This is a genomic window from Larsenimonas salina, assembly GCF_023736155.1.
Classification (GTDB): domain Bacteria; phylum Pseudomonadota; class Gammaproteobacteria; order Pseudomonadales; family Halomonadaceae; genus Larsenimonas; species Larsenimonas salina.
On the sequence record NZ_JAMLJJ010000003.1, the window covers coordinates 292,234 to 310,788 of the forward strand.

At 59.3% G+C, this 18,555-nt stretch carries 15 protein-coding genes and 1 other RNA gene; 9 read left to right on the plus strand and 7 right to left on the minus strand.

Features of this window, described 5'->3' with window-relative positions:
- Positions 1-182: non-coding RNA, 6S RNA (ssrS, locus tag NAT23_RS08430), on the plus strand.
- Between the two features lie 28 nt (positions 183-210).
- The gene (locus tag NAT23_RS08435) at positions 211-816 is read left to right on the plus strand and encodes a 5-formyltetrahydrofolate cyclo-ligase (RefSeq protein ID WP_251927382.1); all 606 of its coding nucleotides are present in this window, start codon (positions 211-213) and stop codon (positions 814-816) included.
- Positions 817-1,159: 343 nt separating this feature from the next.
- Here the strand turns inward: NAT23_RS08435 and ilvA are convergent, their stop codons facing one another.
- Entirely contained in the window at positions 1,160-2,674 is a 1,515-nt protein-coding gene (ilvA, locus tag NAT23_RS08440) for a threonine ammonia-lyase, biosynthetic (protein ID WP_251927384.1), read from the minus strand.
- A 165-nt stretch (positions 2,675-2,839) separates the two neighbouring features.
- On the opposite strand from ilvA, the gene rpiA reads away from it, so the two are divergent.
- A complete protein-coding gene (gene rpiA / locus NAT23_RS08445; RefSeq protein ID WP_251593389.1) occupies positions 2,840-3,520 on the plus strand; it encodes a ribose-5-phosphate isomerase RpiA in 681 nt (226 codons plus the stop codon).
- Here rpiA and waaA read toward each other — a convergent pair.
- From waaA to NAT23_RS08460, 3 genes are read right to left on the minus strand one after another with little or no spacing between them, the layout of a single operon-like run.
- Complete coding sequence (gene waaA, locus NAT23_RS08450) at positions 3,510-4,769, minus strand: lipid IV(A) 3-deoxy-D-manno-octulosonic acid transferase (protein WP_251927386.1); 1,260 nt, start codon at positions 4,767-4,769, stop codon at positions 3,510-3,512. The genes rpiA and waaA overlap by 11 nt on opposite strands.
- Before the next feature lie 5 nt (positions 4,770-4,774).
- Positions 4,775-6,205, minus strand: coding sequence for a bifunctional D-glycero-beta-D-manno-heptose-7-phosphate kinase/D-glycero-beta-D-manno-heptose 1-phosphate adenylyltransferase HldE (gene hldE, locus NAT23_RS08455; protein WP_251927596.1), 1,431 nt, complete (start codon positions 6,203-6,205; stop codon positions 4,775-4,777).
- Positions 6,205-7,284, minus strand: coding sequence for a glycosyltransferase family 9 protein (locus NAT23_RS08460; protein WP_251927388.1), 1,080 nt, complete (start codon positions 7,282-7,284; stop codon positions 6,205-6,207). Before NAT23_RS08460 ends, hldE begins: the two co-directional genes overlap by 1 nt.
- On the opposite strand from NAT23_RS08460, the gene NAT23_RS08465 reads away from it, so the two are divergent.
- Genes NAT23_RS08465 through NAT23_RS08480 form a run of 4 tightly spaced genes read left to right on the plus strand, consistent with a single transcriptional unit; the run spans position 7,283 to position 11,709 of the window.
- On the plus strand, positions 7,283-7,981 hold the full coding sequence (locus NAT23_RS08465; RefSeq protein WP_251927391.1) for a 3-deoxy-D-manno-octulosonic acid kinase: 699 nt from the start codon (positions 7,283-7,285) through the stop codon (positions 7,979-7,981). The genes NAT23_RS08460 and NAT23_RS08465 overlap by 2 nt on opposite strands.
- Positions 7,978-9,852 (plus strand): DUF3413 domain-containing protein, encoded by a 1,875-nt coding sequence (locus tag NAT23_RS08470; protein WP_251927392.1) that lies wholly within the window; start codon positions 7,978-7,980, stop codon positions 9,850-9,852. Before NAT23_RS08465 ends, NAT23_RS08470 begins: the two co-directional genes overlap by 4 nt.
- A complete protein-coding gene (locus NAT23_RS08475; RefSeq protein ID WP_251927393.1) occupies positions 9,845-10,663 on the plus strand; it encodes a glycosyltransferase family 2 protein in 819 nt (272 codons plus the stop codon). The genes NAT23_RS08470 and NAT23_RS08475 overlap by 8 nt, the downstream gene beginning before the upstream one ends.
- The gene (locus NAT23_RS08480) at positions 10,663-11,709 is read left to right on the plus strand and encodes a glycosyltransferase family 4 protein (protein ID WP_251927394.1); all 1,047 of its coding nucleotides are present in this window, start codon (positions 10,663-10,665) and stop codon (positions 11,707-11,709) included. Before NAT23_RS08475 ends, NAT23_RS08480 begins: the two co-directional genes overlap by 1 nt.
- Before the next feature lie 116 nt (positions 11,710-11,825).
- Here the strand turns inward: NAT23_RS08480 and waaF are convergent, their stop codons facing one another.
- Entirely contained in the window at positions 11,826-12,827 is a 1,002-nt protein-coding gene (gene waaF, locus NAT23_RS08485) for a lipopolysaccharide heptosyltransferase II (RefSeq protein ID WP_251927395.1), read from the minus strand.
- 1 nt (position 12,828) lies between these two features.
- On the minus strand, positions 12,829-13,773 hold the full coding sequence (gene rfaD / locus NAT23_RS08490; protein WP_251593398.1) for an ADP-glyceromanno-heptose 6-epimerase: 945 nt from the start codon (positions 13,771-13,773) through the stop codon (positions 12,829-12,831).
- Between the two features lie 141 nt (positions 13,774-13,914).
- On the opposite strand from rfaD, the gene glyQ reads away from it, so the two are divergent.
- Together glyQ and glyS are read left to right on the plus strand one after the other, a co-directional pair.
- Positions 13,915-14,880 carry a glycine--tRNA ligase subunit alpha gene (gene glyQ / locus NAT23_RS08495; RefSeq protein ID WP_251593400.1) on the plus strand — a complete coding sequence of 322 codons (966 nt, stop codon included), beginning with the start codon at positions 13,915-13,917 and terminating at the stop codon, positions 14,878-14,880.
- Positions 14,881-14,883: 3 nt separating this feature from the next.
- On the plus strand, positions 14,884-16,959 hold the full coding sequence (gene glyS, locus NAT23_RS08500; protein WP_251927396.1) for a glycine--tRNA ligase subunit beta: 2,076 nt from the start codon (positions 14,884-14,886) through the stop codon (positions 16,957-16,959).
- Between the two features lie 279 nt (positions 16,960-17,238).
- Here glyS and gbcB read toward each other — a convergent pair whose 3' ends face one another.
- Positions 17,239-18,345 (minus strand): glycine betaine monooxygenase reductase subunit, encoded by a 1,107-nt coding sequence (gene gbcB / locus NAT23_RS08505; RefSeq protein WP_251927397.1) that lies wholly within the window; start codon positions 18,343-18,345, stop codon positions 17,239-17,241.
- Between the last annotated feature and the right edge of the window lie 210 nt (positions 18,346-18,555).

Sequence of the window (18,555 nt, forward strand, 5' to 3'; positions counted from 1 at the left end):
CGTTCTCTGGAGTGCTCGCCAGTTGTTGTAGTCCCTCGAGCCTATGCGTAATACCCAGGGGGCCACATTTGCAGACCCGTGTGCATGTCCGCGCGTCGGAAAGCCTGACGGTCTGCTTGAGGCCACCCACCTTGAACCAATAGGTTCAAGGGCAGAAACAACAGCGGTACCCCGGAGAACCTTTCCCGCCCCAGCACGAGCCGTTTCCTAATGCTTGATTCATCAGGTCTAAGTCGAGCTCAGCTCAGACGCACGCTTCGCGAACAGCGCCGCTCGCTCTCCCCGGCCCAGCAACGACATGCCGCCGTGGCCTTGAAACGCCAACTCTCACGCATGCCCGAGCTCAAACGAGCACGTCGCGTTGCCTTGTATCTGCCAAACGATGGGGAAATAGATCCTGGGCTTTTATTGCCGTGGATGCAGCGAAAAGGGGCTCGCGCCTTCCTTCCTGTTTTGAAACCGCTTTCCGATAACCGGCTCTGGTTCGTGCACTACCACGCAAAGACCCGGATGACGCGTAACCGATTCGGTATTTCCGAGCCGCAGACGCGCCTGAATGCAGGCCGCGCTCGTCGGCTTCCGCCCTGGGGATTGGATGTCGTGCTGATGCCACTGGTGGGATTCGATGCCGCGCTCAACCGCTTGGGTATGGGCGGCGGGTTCTATGACCGCACGTTTGCATTTACTCAGCGTGTCCGGCCGGCGCCAAGGCTGATTGGCCTGGCTCATGACATTCAGCACGTGGATACGTTGCCGTTTCAGAGCTGGGATGTGCCGCTCGATGCCGTCGTTACAGACCGCGCCGTCTATCGCTAGAAATGAGTCGGGCTCACGCGCCCATCAACGATTGGGCGTACCCAGTCGCAACCATGCCGATGCCGAACAAGAACACAAGAGTAACAACGAGATCAGGTTTGCGTTTCATGGAGCCATTCCATTCAAAGGGATGCGTGAGCGTGCGAGAGACGCACTATAATCAGCCAGCCTCGATACAATCAACCAGAAGTCACACTTTTTGATGAATAACGTCATTCTTTATAAAAACTGAATACGTCATTCCACCTACATCGACCCGACTCACGATACGACGATAGCTCCCCTCCTCTTGCATGAAATAACCGCCTCTAAGGCGGTCATTTCAAACATTTCATTTAGTTCATTATGCGGTGAACAAGCGATAGGCCGGGTTGTCGGTTTCTTTCCAGTAGCGATACCCAATGCTGTCGAGATGCTCTTCAAGCTGAGAGAGATCTTCACGCGGCAGCTGCAGGCCGACAAAAACGCGCCCATACGCGGCACCGTGATTGCGGTAATGAAACATCGAGATGTTCCAGCCTTCCGGCAGATACGAAAGAAACCGCATCAATGCCCCAGGCCGCTCGGGAAACTCGAACCGATAGGCTTCCTCTTCGAACGAGTGCAGCGCACGACCGCCGCCCAGATGTCGGATATGAAGCTTTGCAAGCTCATTGTCGGTCAGATCCTCGACCGGATAATCCGCCGATTCAAGCTGCTGGATCAGTGCCGCACGATCCTCACCGCCCGGCTGCACCCGAACGCCGACGAAGATATGGGCCTTATCGCCTTTTGCATAGCGGTAATTGAACTCGGTCACCATGCGCTCACCGATGACCGTACAGAACTGCTTGAAGCTTCCCGGGCGCTCTGGAATCGTGACCGCAAGAATCGCTTCGCGCTGCTCACCGAGCTCGGTTCGCTCGGCAATATGCTGGAGTCGGTCGAAGTTGGTATTGGCGCCCGAGTTGATGCACACAAGCGTCCGGTCGGTCACGCCGGTTTCCTGAACGTACTTCTTGAGCCCGGCAAGCGCCACCGCGCCTGAGGTCTCGGCAACAGCCCGCGTATCCTCGAAGATGTCCTTGACGGCAGCGCACATTTCATCAGCCGACACGGTGATCACACCATCGATGTGGTCTTTCAAAATCGAAAACGGTGTCTCCCCGATCTGTGAGACCGCCACACCTTCGGCAAAGATCCCCACCTGAGGCAGTACCACGCGCTCACCGGCATCCAGCGCCGCCTTCAGACACGCCGCATCGGCAGGCTCAACGCCGATCACCTTGATGTCCGGGCGCAGGTATTTAACGTAGGCAGCTATGCCCGCGGCGAGCCCGCCGCCGCCAACCGGCACAAAAATGGCCTCGATCGGGTCAGGATGCTGACGAAGAATTTCCATGCCCACGGTGCCCTGACCGGCGATGACGTCCGGGTCATCGTAGGGCGGAATGTAGGTATAGCCATGCTGGGCGATCAACGTGCGCGCATGGTCGAGCGCCTCATTGAACGCATCGCCGGACAACACGACTTCAGCGCCAAGCGCACGCACGGCCTGAACCTTGATGTCAGGCGTGATGCAGGGCATGACGATGGTGGCCTTGACGCCCATTTTCTTGGCCGAGAGCGCAAGGCCCTGAGCGTGATTGCCGGCCGAGGCAGCGATCACCCCTGCCGCCTTTTGTTCAGGCGTCAAACTCGCCATCTTGTTGTATGCGCCACGAACCTTGAACGAGAACACCGGCTGAAGATCTTCACGCTTGATCCAAATCTGGTTGTTGAATCGCTTGGAGAGCATGGGCGCTGCGGAAAGCGGCGTTTCGGAGGCGGCTTCATACACGCGCGCCTGGAGGATCTTCTTCACGTATGCTTCAAGCATTCTCTTGTCCTAATGGCACATTGCAAAAACAGGGTCACCCATCGAAGAAACCAGCCTAAAAAGGAACGCAGGCCACGTCTACACGAACCGGGTGGACTCCGTATAATACGCCTTCCCCCAAGGGCATGACACGCCCTTTCACGCACTTTCAGCGAAGAGTACGCCATGGCCACCACGACGCAGGATCAACTGAAACGGGCCGTTGCCCGTGCCGCCGTCGACGAGATCGTCCCGCTGCTGGACCGCCAAACCGTCATCGGGGTCGGCACCGGCTCGACGGCCAATCTGTTCATCGATGAGCTCGCCGCTTACCGTCATGACTTCGATGGCGCCGTGGCAAGCTCGAAGGCCTCGGCCGACCGTTTGAAGCAGCACGGCATTCCCGTGTATGACCTGAACGGCGTCGGCACGCTGCCGGTCTACGTCGATGGCGCCGATGAAATCGACACCGAGCTCTCCATGATCAAGGGCGGCGGTGCGGCGCTTACGCGTGAGAAAATCGTGGCGGCATGCGCGCAGACCTTCATCTGCATCGCGGATGGGTCAAAATACGTCGAGCGCCTCGGCGGCTTTCCGCTGCCGATCGAAGTTATTCCGATGGCGCGCTCCTTCGTTGCACGCGAGATCGTCAAACTCGGCGGCGATCCGATGTATCGGGAAGGTGTCGTGACCGACAACGGCAATCAGATCATCGACATCTACAACTTCGTGATCGACGACCCCCGCTCGATGGAAGCCACCCTCGATCAGATCACGGGCATCGTTACCCATGGCATCTTCGCTCGCCGCGGCGCGGATGTCCTTCTGTTGGGCCGTGATGACGGCGTCGCGCGGATTACCCGCTGACACCACCTGGAAGAAGGCGCTCGAGCCCATTGAGCGTTGCCTCGAGCGCCCCACGATGGCGCTCGACCACCATCAGCCCACGACGCCCTCGCGCCCGAGCCTGCTCAGGCGCGGTGGCGGCCTCGGCTAGAGCGGCCACCAGCTCATCGGTCGTCGCCACACGGACAAGTGCGTCATCGGCCTCGAGCAGATCGGCGATGTCACTGAAATTCTCAAGATGTGGCCCGGTCACTACCGGTACCGCAAGCGCCGCCGGCTCAAGCAGGTTATGCCCGCCGACAGGCACCAGGCTCCCGCCCACGAACGCGACCGAGGCCACCGCGTAGAACCCCATGAGTTCGCCCATGGTATCGCCCAGATAGACACTGACCCGTGAGGTAATGCCATCGCCACGGGAGCGCCGGGCCAGACACTGCCCGCTATCTTCGATCAACTGCGCAATGGCGTCGAAGCGCTGCGGGTGTCGGGGCACCAGAATCATCAACGCCCCGGGATATCGCTCACGCAGCCTTGCATGCGCATCGATCAGCGCCGCATCCTCACCCTCGTGCGTCGATGCCGCCACCCAGATAAACCGGCCATCGCATTGAAAAAGTATGTCTTCACTCACTTTCTCGAGCGCACCGTTGTAGCGCAGGTCGAACTTCAGTCCGCCGGTAATCTCCATTCTCGACACCGGCCCATCAAGCGCCTTGAACCGCTCAAGATCCGTTCGGTCCTTGATGCCAAGCCAGTCAAAGTGGGCGAGCGTGTCACGCATCAAGGGGCGAATTCGTTGATAACGCTGCAATGCGTTTGTGGAGAGCCGGCCGTTTACCAGCGCAAGCGGCACATCATGATGCTGGCACTCTGCCAGAAGGTTCGGCCACAGCTCGGTTTCGATCACGATGGCAAGCGCCGGACGCACATGCCGGACAAATCGCTTGGCTGGGCCGGGAAAATCAAGCGGCAGAAAATGATGGCAAATGCGCCCCTCGAACAGCGACGCCACCTGATTTGCGCCGGTTGCGGTCATGGTGGTCATCACGATCTTGTGCGACGGATAGCGCGTTTCAAGCGCCTGCACCAGCGGACGTGCCGTCATCACTTCGCCCACGGAGGCTGCATGCACCCAGATGACAGGCGCCGTCTCATACGGCACCCGCCCCAAACGCTCCCAGCGCGAGTGAGTAGGTAACCACTCACGCCATACACGCCACCAGATAAACGGTGAGAGCAGATACAGCGCAAGAGAATAAAGAAAACGCACGCAGCTCACTCGCCTCGGCCGAGGATGGTCGAGATCATGGCGGTCGTGGAAACGCCATCCTCGAAATCGAGCACGCGCACCTCACCGCCATGAGCAATCACGGCCTCGCCGCCAGCGATGTCTTCCGCCTTGTAATCACCGCCCTTGACCAGAATGTCCGGCAAGATACGCTCGATCAGCTCGGCCGGCGTGTCCTCACCAAACGGCACGACCCAGTCCACCGCAGCCAGGCCGGACAGCACCTGCATACGCCGCATGAGCGCGTTGATCGGGCGCTTTTCCCCCTTGAGCCGTCGAACCGAGGCGTCGTCGTTGACCGCAACGATCAGACGATCTCCGAGGCGGCGAGCCTGCTCCAGGTAGGCCACATGGCCGGCATGGAGAATATCGAAGCAGCCATTGGTCATGACCACACGCTCGCCGCGCCCCTGTGCGGCGCGCACGGAAAGCGCCAGCGTGTCTGCGTCCGTCACGCCGAATTCCGCCAGGCGATCGCCGTGCATTGCCGTGTAGAGCTCGGCGATCGAGAGCGTTGCCGTACCGGGCTTGGCCACCACCAGACCCGCGGCCAGATTGGCCAGCATCATTGCCTCTGGCAGCGCGTGACCCGCCGCCAGCGCAAGCCCCAACACTCCGATGACCGTATCACCGGCCCCGGTCACATCGAACACCTCACGGGCGTGCGTTGGCAGATGAAGCGGCGGAGCGTCTTCTCGAATCAGGGTCATGCCGCGCTCGCTGCGGGTGACCAGCAGCGCCTCGAGCTCAAGCTCGAGACGAAGCTGCTCGCCCTTTTGCGAAAGCGTCGCATCGTCCGGGCACGGGCCAACCACGGCTTCGAATTCACTCAGGTTCGGCGTCATCAGGCTGGCACCGCGATAGCGCGAAAAATCAGTGCCTTTCGGGTCAACCAGAACCCGCTTGCCCGCGCGCCGGCCAGCCTTGATCAAGGCCTGCACGTCGGCAAGCGTGCCCTTGCCGTAGTCCGAGAGAATCATGAGCTCCGCGGTTTCGAGGGCGTGTTCGACCTTGGCCGTCAGTGGCGTCATGTCGATGTCGGCAAACGACTGCTCGAAATCGAGTCGAATCAGCTGTTGATTGCGACTCATAACCCGCAGTTTGGTGATCGTTGGGGCGTGTTCGCTTTCCTGGAAATCGACCCCGATGCCGGCATTGGTCAATGCATCGCTGAGCAGCCGCGCGTTGTCGTCCTGGCCGACCAGTCCGGAAAGCGTCACCGTGGCGCCGAGCGAGGCAATGTTGAGTGCGACGTTGGCCGCTCCGCCCGGGCGGTCTTCACTGCCATCGACGCGCACGACCGGCACCGGCGCCTCGGGCGAGATACGCGAGGTGGGTCCGGTCCAGTAGCGGTCGAGCATGACATCGCCGACCACGACGACACGTGCCGCCTCCAGCGCCTTGAAATCCAGTTTCATCATTGCGGCCTCTTGTGCGTTTCGGTGTCCTGGAGGAGTCGGTCGAGCATGGCGTTCACCGCATCCGCCTCGATCAGTTTCATCGCCTCGGGGTGACGCACCCGTGTGCCCCAGGGCGCCTGCTCCGGTTTTTTCAGATAGGTGCGGGCCGCCGCCTCGTAGCGATTGATCACATAGTCCTGCCAGCAATACGGTGCGGCGCGGTCGGGGTTGGTGGTCGCAAACAGCCCAATGACCGGCGTATTCAGCGCATTGGCCATATGAACTGGCCCGGAATCCGGCGCGATGACCACCCGCGCCTGCCGAATCAGGGCAAGCACGCCCTTGAGTGAGGTCTTGCCCAGCACGCTGACGGGTTGCGCGACCCGGCAGTGATGGGCAATGGCGTTGACCATTTCCTGCTCCTGGTCGCTGCCGCCGCCGGTCAAAAACGTGGTCAACCCGTGTACGTCATGGGCGTGGTCGATCACCGCGGCGTAGCCTTCAGGCGTCCAGTTGCGAAAGTTCCGCAGCCGTGGGTTGGCGCACGGGCTCATCACCAGCGCATCGCGGCCTCCGATCAGCCCACGGGCCTCGAGCTCGGCGTCGTCAGGAATCGGAATATTCCAGTCAAGTTCGGTGTCTTCAACGCCAAGCGCGCGGGCGAAATCCATGAACGACTCGAGCACATGAGCCCGCGGATGGGGGGCAAGCTGACGGTTGGTGAACCAGGTCTGATGGTCCTTGGCGCGCGCTGAATCGTAGCCCAGCCGAACGTCTGCCTTGAGCCCCAGCGAAAGAATACTGGCGCGGATCGACTGCTGCATGTGAAGCAGCACGTCAAAGCGGGTGTCTTTCAGCGTGCGCCAGATATCGCGCATGCCGGCAAGCCCCGTCTTTTTGTCGAATACGATAAACTCGACCCCTGAAAGGCCGGCCAGTAGACTGTACTCGCCTTTTCCGACGATCCAGGTGATGCGCGTATCGGGCCATTGGCGCTGAAGAGCGCGGACGGTCGGTACAAGATTGCAGACATCGCCGAGGGCGGAAAGCCGCAACACACAAAGATGTGATGGATAAGCAGGCAAAGGATGCTTCATGCGGATAGTGACGTCCCGACACGCAAATACGCGTATTCTATATGATGCTGAAAGAGCCCCACAAATCGGGCCCGACTGGTTCACCCCCGAGTTCTGGCATCAAAAGGCTCAGGTAACCGGGGAAGCGCCCGGCCGCGGCGCCAGCGTGTTCATCGAGGCTGCCCCGAACGAGCACTGGGTGCTTAGGCCTTATCGTCGTGGCGGGCTGATCGGTCGTTTCAACGATGACCGCTACGCCTGGCTCGGCGCCGAACGCAGCAGGGCCTTTCGAGAATTTCGCCTGACCGCACGGCTTAGAAACGCGGGCCTGCCGGTGCCGGCGCCGGTCGGCGGCTGTCTCTGGCCAAAAGGGTGTACCTATCAGGCCGCTCTGATTACCGTGGGTATCCCAGAGGCACGACCGCTTGCCGATGTGCTCCCGACCGAGGCTGCCACGCCGCAGCTTTTAAGCCGCGTGGGTGCCATGATACGTCAATTTCACGAGCTCGGCCTCGATCACGTGGACCTCAACGCCCGCAACATTTTGCTCGACGCCGTTGATTCGCCCTGGCTTATCGACCTCGACCGCTGTCGCATTCGAGGCAAGGGCGGCTTCAAGAAGCGAAACCTCGAGCGCCTGAAGCGCTCATTCGACAAGTTCGCGCCCGACCGGGCGCGGCGCCACCACACTGCCCTACTTTCTGGATACAACGCTTGACGCTACTTATGGATAAATTCACGCCTAATAAGCGCTTCTATCTGCGCGGCAGCGCGTTTTTCGCGCTGATCAATCTGGTCGTTGTCTGGGGTATCGCGACCCGCTATCTGCCCTTTTTCAATGCGCCGTCGGACCCGTGGGGCATTGCCTATCTGGTAACGACCTGGATCGGGCATTTCGGCCTGCTGGTCATGTTGGCCTGGCTGCCAATGGCGCTGGCCGCGCTCGTACTGCCCAGAAAGGCCATGATCCCGGTCATGAGTCTGATCGCGGCAGCCGGCCTCTGGGCGCTGGCGCTCGATACAGTGGTCTTCAGCCAGTACCGCTTCCACGTCAATCACTTCATGCTGTCGCTGTTCGTGCACGACCAGAACGGCGAAATATTCAGCTTTTCGGCCTCGACCTGGGCGCTCGGCATCGGCGTGATCGTGGGTCTTTTACTCTTCGAGACTTGGCTTGCCTGGCGCATTCAGGCCCGCGCTCAGGGCATTGCGTTTCCGGTCTGGAAAACCTTTCTTGGCCTTTTGATCATGGCCATTGCAAGCCATGCCATTCACGTCGTCGCCGATGCCCAATACAAGCGAAGCGTTACGCAACAGACCAGCATCTACCCACTGCTGTTTCCCGCCACCGCCAAGGACTTCATGGAAAAGAACGGCTGGCTGGACCCCCGAGCCGCGCGCGAAAAGAACCTGAGCATGAACCGAACCCATGACAGTGGCTCGCTCAACTGGCCGGCAAAGCCGCTGTCGTGCACGCCCGGCGACACCCCGCCCAACGTGGTCGTGATCGCGCTGGATTCCTGGCGCTTCGACGAGTACGGCCCCGAGACCACGCCCCATCTGTACCAGGCACTCAACGAGAGCGGCCTGCGCTTTGAGCATCACATCAGTAGCGGCAACGCCACTCGTAACGGGGTATTCGGCCTGTTCTACGGCCTGACCGGCAACTACTGGAACACCATGGAAGACAGCCAGACCGGCAGCCTATTCATCCGTACACTGCAACAGGAAAATTACCGGCTGGGCCTGTTCGGCTCGGCCAGTTTCGATGGCGTGGGCTTTGATCGCACCGTGTTTGCCTCCGTTCCGGATCTTCGCCTTCGCACTCACGAAGGCGAAGATCCGGCCGCACGCGATAAAAACATGACAACGGATTGGCTCGACTGGCAAACCAAGCGCCGCACAGCCGACGCAGACCAGCCCTACTTCGGCTTCCTGTTCTATGACGCGCCCCATGGCTACAGCGTGCCTGACGACGCGGAGCGCCCCTGGCAGCCCTCGCTCGACACGCTCGAATACACCGAGCTCGGCCCTGACACCGACCCGATCCCTGTGAGAAATCTGCATCGAAACGCCGCGCACTACGATGACCAGCTCATCAAGCGCGTCATCGATGACCTGAAAGCCCACGGCGAGTGGGACAACACCTACCTCATCGTCACCTCCGATCACGGCCAGTCCTTCAACGACACCGGCCACAGTTTCTGGGGTCATAACAGCAACTTCAGTCGCTATCAGACCCAGGTGCCACTTCTCATTCATGGCCCGAACGTCCAGCCAGGCACCCATGAGGGCATGACCAGCCACCTGGATGTGGTACCGACCCTTATGAAGCACGCGCTCGGCTGCGCCAACCCACCCGCTGACTACAGCCAGGGCAAGGATCTGCTCAACCCGACACTCGATCATCCCTGGGTGATTGCCAACAGCTATCTCGGCTACGCCATCATCGAGAAAGACCGGATCACCGAAGTCAAGGACAGCGGCGATTGGGTGACCTATGATCCCGAGCTGAACACGCTTGATCAGGAGCAGTTTTCTCCGGCGGTGTTTGAAGCGGTCAACCTCATGGGACGGTTCTATGACTGACCGCGCCGCTACCGGGCATGCCACGACGCCGATTACAGGGGTGGTGATCACCCTGAATGAGGCCGAACTCATTGAAGCGTGTCTGGCCTCACTGTCACGGGTGTGCAGTGAGTTGATCGTGGTCGATTCAGGCTCACATGATGCAACCTGTCAGATTGCAGAGCGCGCCGGTGCCCGTGTCATTCACCAGCCCTACCTGGGCGATGGCTATCAAAAAAACGTCGGCCCCGGCGCGGCCTCGAACACATGGGTGCTGTCGCTCGACGCTGATGAGCGCCTGACCGAGCAGGCCATCCAGACCATCCTTGGTCTAGACCTCGAGGCGACGGGTCACGATGGCTTTGCCTTTCGCCGCCGCAACTTCATCGGCTCACGGTGGGTCAAGCGCTGCGGCTGGTACCCGGATTACTGTGTACGTCTTTATAACCGCCACCGCACCGGATTTTCGGAAACCCGTCAGCACGCCTCGGTTCAGGCCGCATCCGCGCACCGGCTCGATGCGGATCTTGAGCACTACTCGTTTGCAAATCTCGGGGAGCTGTTTACCAAGGCCAGCGGGCGCTTCTCGAACCGTTCCGCCAAGGTGATGTATCTGAAAGGCAAACGCGCATCGGCATGGTCACCGTTTTTACACGGTATAAATGCGTTCATTCGCAAATACGTCTTTCAGCGTGGGTTCCTTGCCGGTGTGGATGGACTGTCCGTGGCCCTTTCCGCCGCGACCAATGCCTATCTTAAATACGCCAAGCTTCTGGAGTTTCAACGCGACGCCCGCGTTCGAGACGCCGAAAACTTCGACAAGGTGTGGTAATGGCAACCCCTTTGCACGTATGTCACGTCAATCTGGCTCGCGGTTTTCGAGGGGGTGAACGCCAGACCGTCATCCTCATTGAACAGCTCGCCCACCGGTACTCAGGTGCACTTCGCCAAACCTTGGTGTGCCGCCCCGATTCGCCCCTGATCGACCAAGTGCGCCATCTCGACGTAACGATTGTTGAAGCCAGAAATGCACTGGCAGGCCACTTTGGCATCGGTGCTGACGCCGTTCACGCGCATGAGGCCAAGGCCGTACACTGGGCCTATCTGCACAAGCGCCTGACAGGCACTCCGTACCTGCTGACCCGCCGCGTTCCTCAGCCCGTCAAGGACAAGTGGTTCAATCGACGTACCTACGGCTCGGCCGCCTATACCGTCGCGATCTCATCCGTGATCGAACAGCACCTCGAGGCCCTCGAATTTACCCGGCGGATCGCACGCGTTCCCAGCGTCTTTTCACACCGTCCCTCCGATCTCGAGCGCGTGGCAGAGCTCAAGGCACGCTTTGAGGGCCATCCAGTCATCGGGCATATCGGCGCGCTGGTTGACCGCCACAAGGGCCAGCGCGTTCTTCTGGAGGTCGCACGGCGCTTTCAGGCCTCGCACCCGGATGTCCGCTTTCTACTTCTGGGCGACGGCGAAGACGCCGAGGCATTGCATCGGGAGAGCCGCGAGCTCACCAACGTAATCTGGGAAGGGTTTCAGCCCGATGTGGAAAACTACCTCGACGCCATGACGCTGTTTGCCTTTCCGTCACGCAATGAAGGGCTTGGCTCGACGCTGCTGGACGCCATGGACCATGACGTTCCGATCGTTGCGAGCCGCGTGGACGGCATCCCGGACATCATCACCGATCAGAGAAGTGGGCTATTGGTTCCGCCGGACGACGCAGATGCGCTCGAGCACGCACTCGACCGACTTCTGGGCGCGCCGGCGCTGGCTGAGGAACTCAAGGACGGCGCCCGCGAGAAGCTGGTGCAGTTCTCACCTCACGCCATGGCTGATGCGTATCACGCCCTCTATGTGGATATGGCAGAATAATAGTCACGTTCTGCAGCACCAAAAAAGCCCGAATGTTTCACGTGAAACATTCGGGCTTTTTTCATGGAACAGGGCCAATGACCGTCTGAGTGTTTCACGTGAAACACTCAGACGTGCTACATCATCGCCTCAATACGCTCGACCGACAGCTTGTTCAGGCAATCCGTATGACCCAGCGGGCAGTGACGCTCGAAACAGGGCGAGCACGAAAGATCCAGGGTATGAATCACCGCGCGGTCAGTCAGCGGCGGCGTGTACTTTGGCGAGGAAGAGCCGTAGATGGCGTGAATACGGGTGCCGGTAGCCGCGGCGACATGCATCAGGCCCGAATCGTTGGTCACCACCTGCTCACAGCTCCCCAGAAGATCGACAGCGTCAGCGAGGCTTGTTTCGCCACAGAGATTGAACGCCCCATCAAGTGACGCCGCGATTGTCTCACCGGCCGGCGCATCCTTCGGCCCGCCCAAAACCATCACCTCATACCCTCTGGCAATCAACTTCGCTGCCAGCGCGTGATAATACTCAAGAGGCCACTGTTTGGCCGGGCCATATTCCGCGCCGGGCATCATGGCGATTCGTGGCGCAGAACCAAGCCCCAGTCGCGTTTCGAGCCGCGCCAGATTATCGGCATCAAGCATCAGCTCGGGAGCCGGCATCTCCACCGGCGGGTAGGCCTCATCGACTGGAAGCCCAAGCGACACGAAGCGCTTTACGGTTTGGTCGAGCACCGACTTGTCGAGTTTTCGCCGTTCGTTGAGCACGCCATAGCGCTGCTCACCGGTAAATCCGGTTCGGTGGGGGATGCCCGCCAGAAAGGGGACCAGCGCCGATTTCCAGGAGCGCGGCAACACGATGGCGTGATCGAACTGCCCACGCAGGGCGCGTGCGAGACGCAAGCGCGTTTTGAACCCGAACTGACCGTGACCGATTTCGAGTGTCCAGGCCGTATCGACCTCCGGCATTCGCTCCAGAATCGGTACGGACCATTTCGGCCCCATGACATCGATGCGCACCTCGGGCGAACGCGCCTTGAGTGTTTTCAAAAGGCTTTGCGCCATGACCATGTCGCCGACCCAGGACGGCCCGACGACAAGGATGCGCTCGGCTCGAGCGTTCATGTCAGCTCGCACCATTGAGCCAATCCAGATAGTCCGTTACCCCTTCGGACACCGTCTTGAACGTTCCGTCGTATCCGGCGTCTCGAAGCTTTTGAATATCAGCCCGGGTATAGCTTTGGTAGCGGCCTTTCAAGTGATCGGGGAAGTCGATGTACTCGATTTCGCCCTTGCCGTAGTAGCCGGTCACGGTCTCGGCGATCGCCTTGAACGGCTCGGCGCGTCCGGTTCCCAGATTGAAAATGCCAGAACGCTCGGGATGGTCGAAAAACCAAAGATTCACATCGACCACGTCGCCGACATAGATGAAATCACGGCTTTGCATGCCGGCCTCATACCCTTCCCACGCGCCGAAAAGTTTGGGGTTATCGCCGTGACTCACCTGGGTATGATGATGAAACGCCACGCTCGCCATGCTGCCCTTGTGCTGCTCTCTCGGGCCATAGACGTTGAAGTAGCGAAAACCAACCACCTGGGTCGTCAGACGATCCCAGTGATGACGCACATATTGATCGAACAGCAGCTTCGAGTACCCATAGACATTGAGCGGCTTTTCACACTCAGGCTGCTCGACGAAAATGTCGCTGCCCCCGTAGGTGGCCGCAGATGAGGCGTACAGAAACGGGATATTGCGCTCGTTGCAGTAGTTCAATAACACCTTCGAGTACTCGAAATTGTTTTCGAGCATGAACTTGCCGTTCCATTCAGTGGTCGCCGAGCACGCCCCCTCATGGAAGATGGCGTCGATGGGCGGCAACTCATCGGCCTTGATGCGGGCCAGAAAATCATCCTTGTCGAGATAGTCCTCGATCTGGCAATCGACCAGATTGACGAACTTGGTCCCGTCGGTCAGATCATCGACCACAACAACATCGGTGTGACCGCGCGCATTCAGCGCCTTGACGATGTTGGCTCCGATAAAGCCCGCCCCGCCTGTTACTACGATCATGGTGTCACTCCATTTGGTGCAAAACGTGTGGCGCATCGGCTTGGATGATGGGACCGAAACGCGGCTCTATAACCGGATAGCCGCTAATTGTATACTTGCCGGCGGATTAATTCATGAACATGGGCCAGGGGTACTCTCCCGATGACACAGGCGAAGCCGGACGTAAGTACTTTTCAGGGCCTGATTCTTGCCCTGCAACACTACTGGGCAAATCAGGGCTGCATAATCATGCAACCGTTGGACATGGAAGTCGGCGCGGGGACATTTCACCCGGCAACCTTCCTCCGCGCCATCGGCCCGGAAACCTGGAACTCGGCGTACGTTCAGCCCTCCCGCCGCCCGACCGACGGGCGTTACGGTGAAAACCCGAACAGACTGCAGCATTACTATCAATTTCAGGTCGTAATGAAGCCCTCCCCCGCCAATTTTCAGGAGCTTTATCTGGGCTCACTGGAAGCGCTGGGCCTTGACCCGCTCACCCACGACATCCGCTTTGTCGAGGACAACTGGGAATCGCCCACGCTTGGCGCCTGGGGGCTTGGCTGGGAAATATGGCTCAACGGCATGGAAGTCACCCAGTTCACCTATTTCCAGCAGGCCGGCGGCATCGAATGCTTCCCGGTCACTGGCGAGCTGACCTACGGGCTCGAGCGTATCGCGATGTATTTGCAGGACGTCGACAGCGTCTATGACCTTGTCTGGACCAAAGCTCCCGATGGCAGCATCGTCACCTACGGCGACGTCTATCTGCAAAACGAGCGGGAGCAATCGACTTATAACTTCGAACACGCCGATGTGCCGACCCTGTTTGAAAGTTTCGATTACTACGAGCGCGAGTGCGGAAAATTGCTCGCCCTCGAGCAGCCGCTGCCGCTGCCGGCCTACGAAATGGTCCTGAAAGCCTCACACACCTTCAATCTGCTTGACGCACGTCACGCCATTTCCGTCACCGAACGCCAGCGCTACATTCTTCGCGTACGGACCCTCGCTCGCGATGTGGCAAGCGCCTACTACGCCTCGCGCAAGGCAGCCGGCTTCCCGATGGCTTCAGAAGCGCTGCGCAAGGAACTGCTTCAGGACGACCCCACACAGCAAGGAGACGCATAAGCCATGGCACGCGAACGCACCTTTTTGATCGAACTCGGCTGCGAAGAGCTGCCTCCCGGCGCGCTGGCTCCCCTGGCCGAGGCACTGGCATCCGGCCTTAAAAAAGGCCTGGATGACGCCGAAATGCAGTACGGCGACGTTCACGCCTACGCCACGCCACGGCGGCTGGCTGTGAGTATCGAGCGCCTGAGCACTCAGCAGCCCGACCGAGAAATAGAAAAGCTTGGCCCGGCCGTAAAAGCCGCGTTCAAGGATGGCGCACCGACCAAGGCCGCGGAAGGCTTTGCGCGCTCCTGCGGGGTCGAGGTGGCAGACCTCGATCAGCTCGAGACCGATAAGGGCCTGCGCCTTGGCTATCGCCATATAGAGACAGGTCAGTCTACTATTGAGCTGATGCCCTCGATCGCCAAGGCCGCTGTCATGGCGCTGCCGGTGCCCAAGAACATGCGCTGGGGTACCTCTCGCATTGAGTTTTCCCGGCCGGTGCACTGGCTGATAATGATGCACGGCGACGATGTCATTCCGGGGCGCATCCTCGAGCTTGACGCCGGACGCACCACCTACGGCCACCGCTTCCACGCGCCCGACGCGCTGGAACTTGCGTCAGCCGATGAGTATCTGGCGACACTCGAGACCAGAGGCAAGGTGCTGGCCGACATGTCGCGTCGTCGTCAGGACGTCATTGCTCAGGTTCAGCGTGAAGCCGAGGCTCTCGGTGCAACCGCCGTCATCGATGACGAGCTTGTGACCGAAGTTTCAGGGCTTGTCGAGTGGCCGGTCGCACTGGCAGGTCGGTTCGATGAACGCTTTCTCGAAGTGCCCCAGGAATGCCTGGTCTCCTCGATGAAAGCCAATCAGAAATACTTTCACCTGCTCGACGCCCAGGGCAATCTGGTGCCGGCGTTCATCACGATCTCCAACATCGAAAGCAGGGACCCGTCGCAGGTCATCGAAGGCAACCAGCGCGTGATCCGCCCTCGCCTCGCCGACGCCGCCTTTTTCTTCGAGACCGACCGCAGGTCAACGCTTGCAAGCCGCGTCGATGCACTCGAAAGCGTCGTGTTCCAGCAGAAACTGGGTTCTCTGGCGGACAAGAGTCGTCGCCTTCAGGCCGTTGCGCAATCGATCGCTGCTGCGGTCGAAAGTGACGTCGAGCATGCCAAGCGTGCAGCACTTCTTTCCAAGTGCGACCTGGTCACCGAGATGGTACTCGAGTTTCCGGAGCTTCAAGGCATCATGGGCGCGTACTACGCGCGTTTCGACGGCGAGCCGGAGCCCGTGGCCAAGGCGATCTATCAGCAGTATCTGCCGCGATTTGCAGGCGACGACATCCCTGATGAACCGACCGGTATCGCTTTGGCCTTAGCGGATCGACTGGATACACTGACTGGTATCTTCGGCATTGGCCAACGCCCAAGCGGCACCAAGGACCCATTTGCCCTGCGCCGCGCCGCTATCAGTGTTTTGAGCATTCTCGTACGTGGAGGATACAACCTCGACCTGCGTGAACTGCTCACTGAAGCCGCTGCCCAACATGCCAACCTGCCCAATGCCGCAAGCGTGGTCGAAGATGTACTTGAATACATGCTCGACCGGTTCCGCACCTGGGCACAGGAAGATGGTATGGCCGTTGAAACCTATCAGGCGGTACGTGCACGCCCGGTAACCCGCCCCTTCGATTTCGAGCGGCGCTTGAAGGCCGTGCATGCGTTCACGCATCGCGATGAAGCGCGCGCCCTGGCAGCGGCCAATAAGCGTGTGGCCAATATTCTTGCCAAGCAGGAAGGGAGTGTCAGCCCCGAGGTTGATCAGGCACTGCTTGAAAATGACGCCGAACGGGCGCTTTTTGACGCCATTGAACGTGCCCGCCTTGAGGCGAAGCCTCACATTCAGGCAGGTCGCTACAGCGACGCGCTGGATGTACTGGCCGGCCTCAAGACACCAGTCGATACATTTTTCGATCAGGTGATGGTAATGGCTGAAGACGAAAAGGTTCGAAACAACAGGCTTGCTCTGTTGGCAGCCCTGCAGACGCAGTTTCTCGAGATTGCCGATATCTCGCTGCTGCCTCAGGGCTAACTACTCGTTCAAGGCCTACCCGCCGCTGCATGGAAAGCCCCTTCGGGGGCTTTTTTGTGCTCGGATGTTTCACGTGAAACACATCGTCTGACTGTTTATCGCCACGTCCTCCCCACTCTGCACCCATCTTGAGTGCTCACGTGATGATATTTCAGAGGCGCACATACCATGAATAAAAAAAGCGAAGCACATGATGTGCTTCGCTTTTTTTGTACTCAAAGGGCTGAGCGCATTTTCGAATCCATGTTTCACGTGAAACATCGATTCAGCGCTAAACGGTCAGAAATCGACGACGACGTCGCCCTTCGGACGGCTGCAGCATGAAAGGATGTACCCTTCTTCGATATCTTCATCGGTGATACCGCCGTTATGCTCCATCTCAACCTCACCAGACTTGAGGCCGACACGGCACGTACCACAGATTCCCATACCGCACGCCTTGGGAATATGAAGCCCAAGCTTGGAAGCCGCTGCGTGAATGGTTTCCTCCGGCTGAATTCGGACGCTCTTGCCGGACTCGGCGAACTCGACATTTATCATGTCGGCAACGTCGACTTCTTCGGCCGCGACTTCGGCAAGCTCGGCAAGTTCTTCTGCGTTTTCACGAACGTCGGTCGGCGTGGCGCCAAACGACTCCTCATGGTAGTGATTCATGTCGAATCCGCTTTCACGCAGAATCTTCTTGACCGCATTCATGTAGGGAACGGGACCGCAGCAGAAGATTTCACGCTCCATGAAGTCCGGAGACATCATTCGGAACATCGGCTCCGTCAGGAAGCCGCGATAACCTGCCCAGGTTTCACCAAGGTCGTCTTTTTTCTCACAGATGACATGGAGCTTGAACTCGGGAATACGTGAGAAAATGTGGATCAGCTCACGGTGATAGATGACATCACCGGGGGAGCGGGCACTGTGGATGAAGTCGACATCGACTGATGCGTTCGTGTCGAAAAACCAGCGGGTCATCGACATCAACGGCGTCACACCGACACCGCCAGAGAGCAGCAGTACCTTGTCAGCCGGGTAGTCGATTGCGTTGAAGTCACCGACCGGGCCGTGAACATGCAGTCGATCATTGATCGACAGATTGTCGTGCAGCCAGTTGGATACATAGCCGCCCGGTACACGCTTGACCGTAATGGAGAAACTATAAGGTACCGAAGGTGAGCTCGAGATGGTATAAGAGCGCATGACCGTCTGACCATGAATCTCCAGCTCAACCGTGACAAACTGCCCCGGCTTGAAGAAGAACATCAGGGGCTGGTCAGCCATGAAGCAGAAAGTACGCACGTCGTGCGTTTCCTGAATTACCTTCACACAGCGCACTGCGTGACGGCCGTTGACCCAGGTTTGGGTCGTTACCGGATTAAAAAAGCTGGTAGTCATGGTGGTCACTCTCTACAGGCCCTGCAATGCAACGCAGTCAGGACACCCTTGTGCCCCGTTCGTGGACAAATTCTGGCGGCGCACCACCCTATCGACTTGTCCGGCTGCGACATCGGCATAACTCTCATAACCACCCCGCCCATTTTTTTTCCTATCTCACGTCGCGGGTGTGTCAGAGTATGTCGTCATCGGATAATCCACCCTCAGCCA

Excerpts from the sequence above, each read along its gene's own strand:
- hldE (WP_251927596.1), bottom strand. The coding sequence starts at position 6,205 with ATGAAACTGGATTTCAAGGCGCTGGAGGCGGCACGTGTCGTCGTGGTC.
- glyQ (WP_251593400.1), top strand. The coding sequence starts at position 13,915 with ATGACACAGGCGAAGCCGGACGTAAGTACTTTTCAGGGCCTGATTCTT.
- NAT23_RS08475 (WP_251927393.1), top strand. The coding sequence starts at position 9,845 with ATGACTGACCGCGCCGCTACCGGGCATGCCACGACGCCGATTACAGGG.
- NAT23_RS08465 (WP_251927391.1), top strand. The coding sequence starts at position 7,283 with ATGCGGATAGTGACGTCCCGACACGCAAATACGCGTATTCTATATGAT.
- rpiA (WP_251593389.1), top strand. The coding sequence starts at position 2,840 with ATGGCCACCACGACGCAGGATCAACTGAAACGGGCCGTTGCCCGTGCC.
- rfaD (WP_251593398.1), bottom strand. The coding sequence starts at position 13,773 with ATGATCGTAGTAACAGGCGGGGCGGGCTTTATCGGAGCCAACATCGTC.
- gbcB (WP_251927397.1), bottom strand. The coding sequence starts at position 18,345 with ATGACTACCAGCTTTTTTAATCCGGTAACGACCCAAACCTGGGTCAAC.
- NAT23_RS08480 (WP_251927394.1), top strand. The coding sequence starts at position 10,663 with ATGGCAACCCCTTTGCACGTATGTCACGTCAATCTGGCTCGCGGTTTT.
- glyS (WP_251927396.1), top strand. The coding sequence starts at position 14,884 with ATGGCACGCGAACGCACCTTTTTGATCGAACTCGGCTGCGAAGAGCTG.
- ilvA (WP_251927384.1), bottom strand. The coding sequence starts at position 2,674 with ATGCTTGAAGCATACGTGAAGAAGATCCTCCAGGCGCGCGTGTATGAA.
- waaF (WP_251927395.1), bottom strand. The coding sequence starts at position 12,827 with ATGAACGCTCGAGCCGAGCGCATCCTTGTCGTCGGGCCGTCCTGGGTC.
- NAT23_RS08435 (WP_251927382.1), top strand. The coding sequence starts at position 211 with ATGCTTGATTCATCAGGTCTAAGTCGAGCTCAGCTCAGACGCACGCTT.
- NAT23_RS08460 (WP_251927388.1), bottom strand. The coding sequence starts at position 7,284 with ATGAAGCATCCTTTGCCTGCTTATCCATCACATCTTTGTGTGTTGCGG.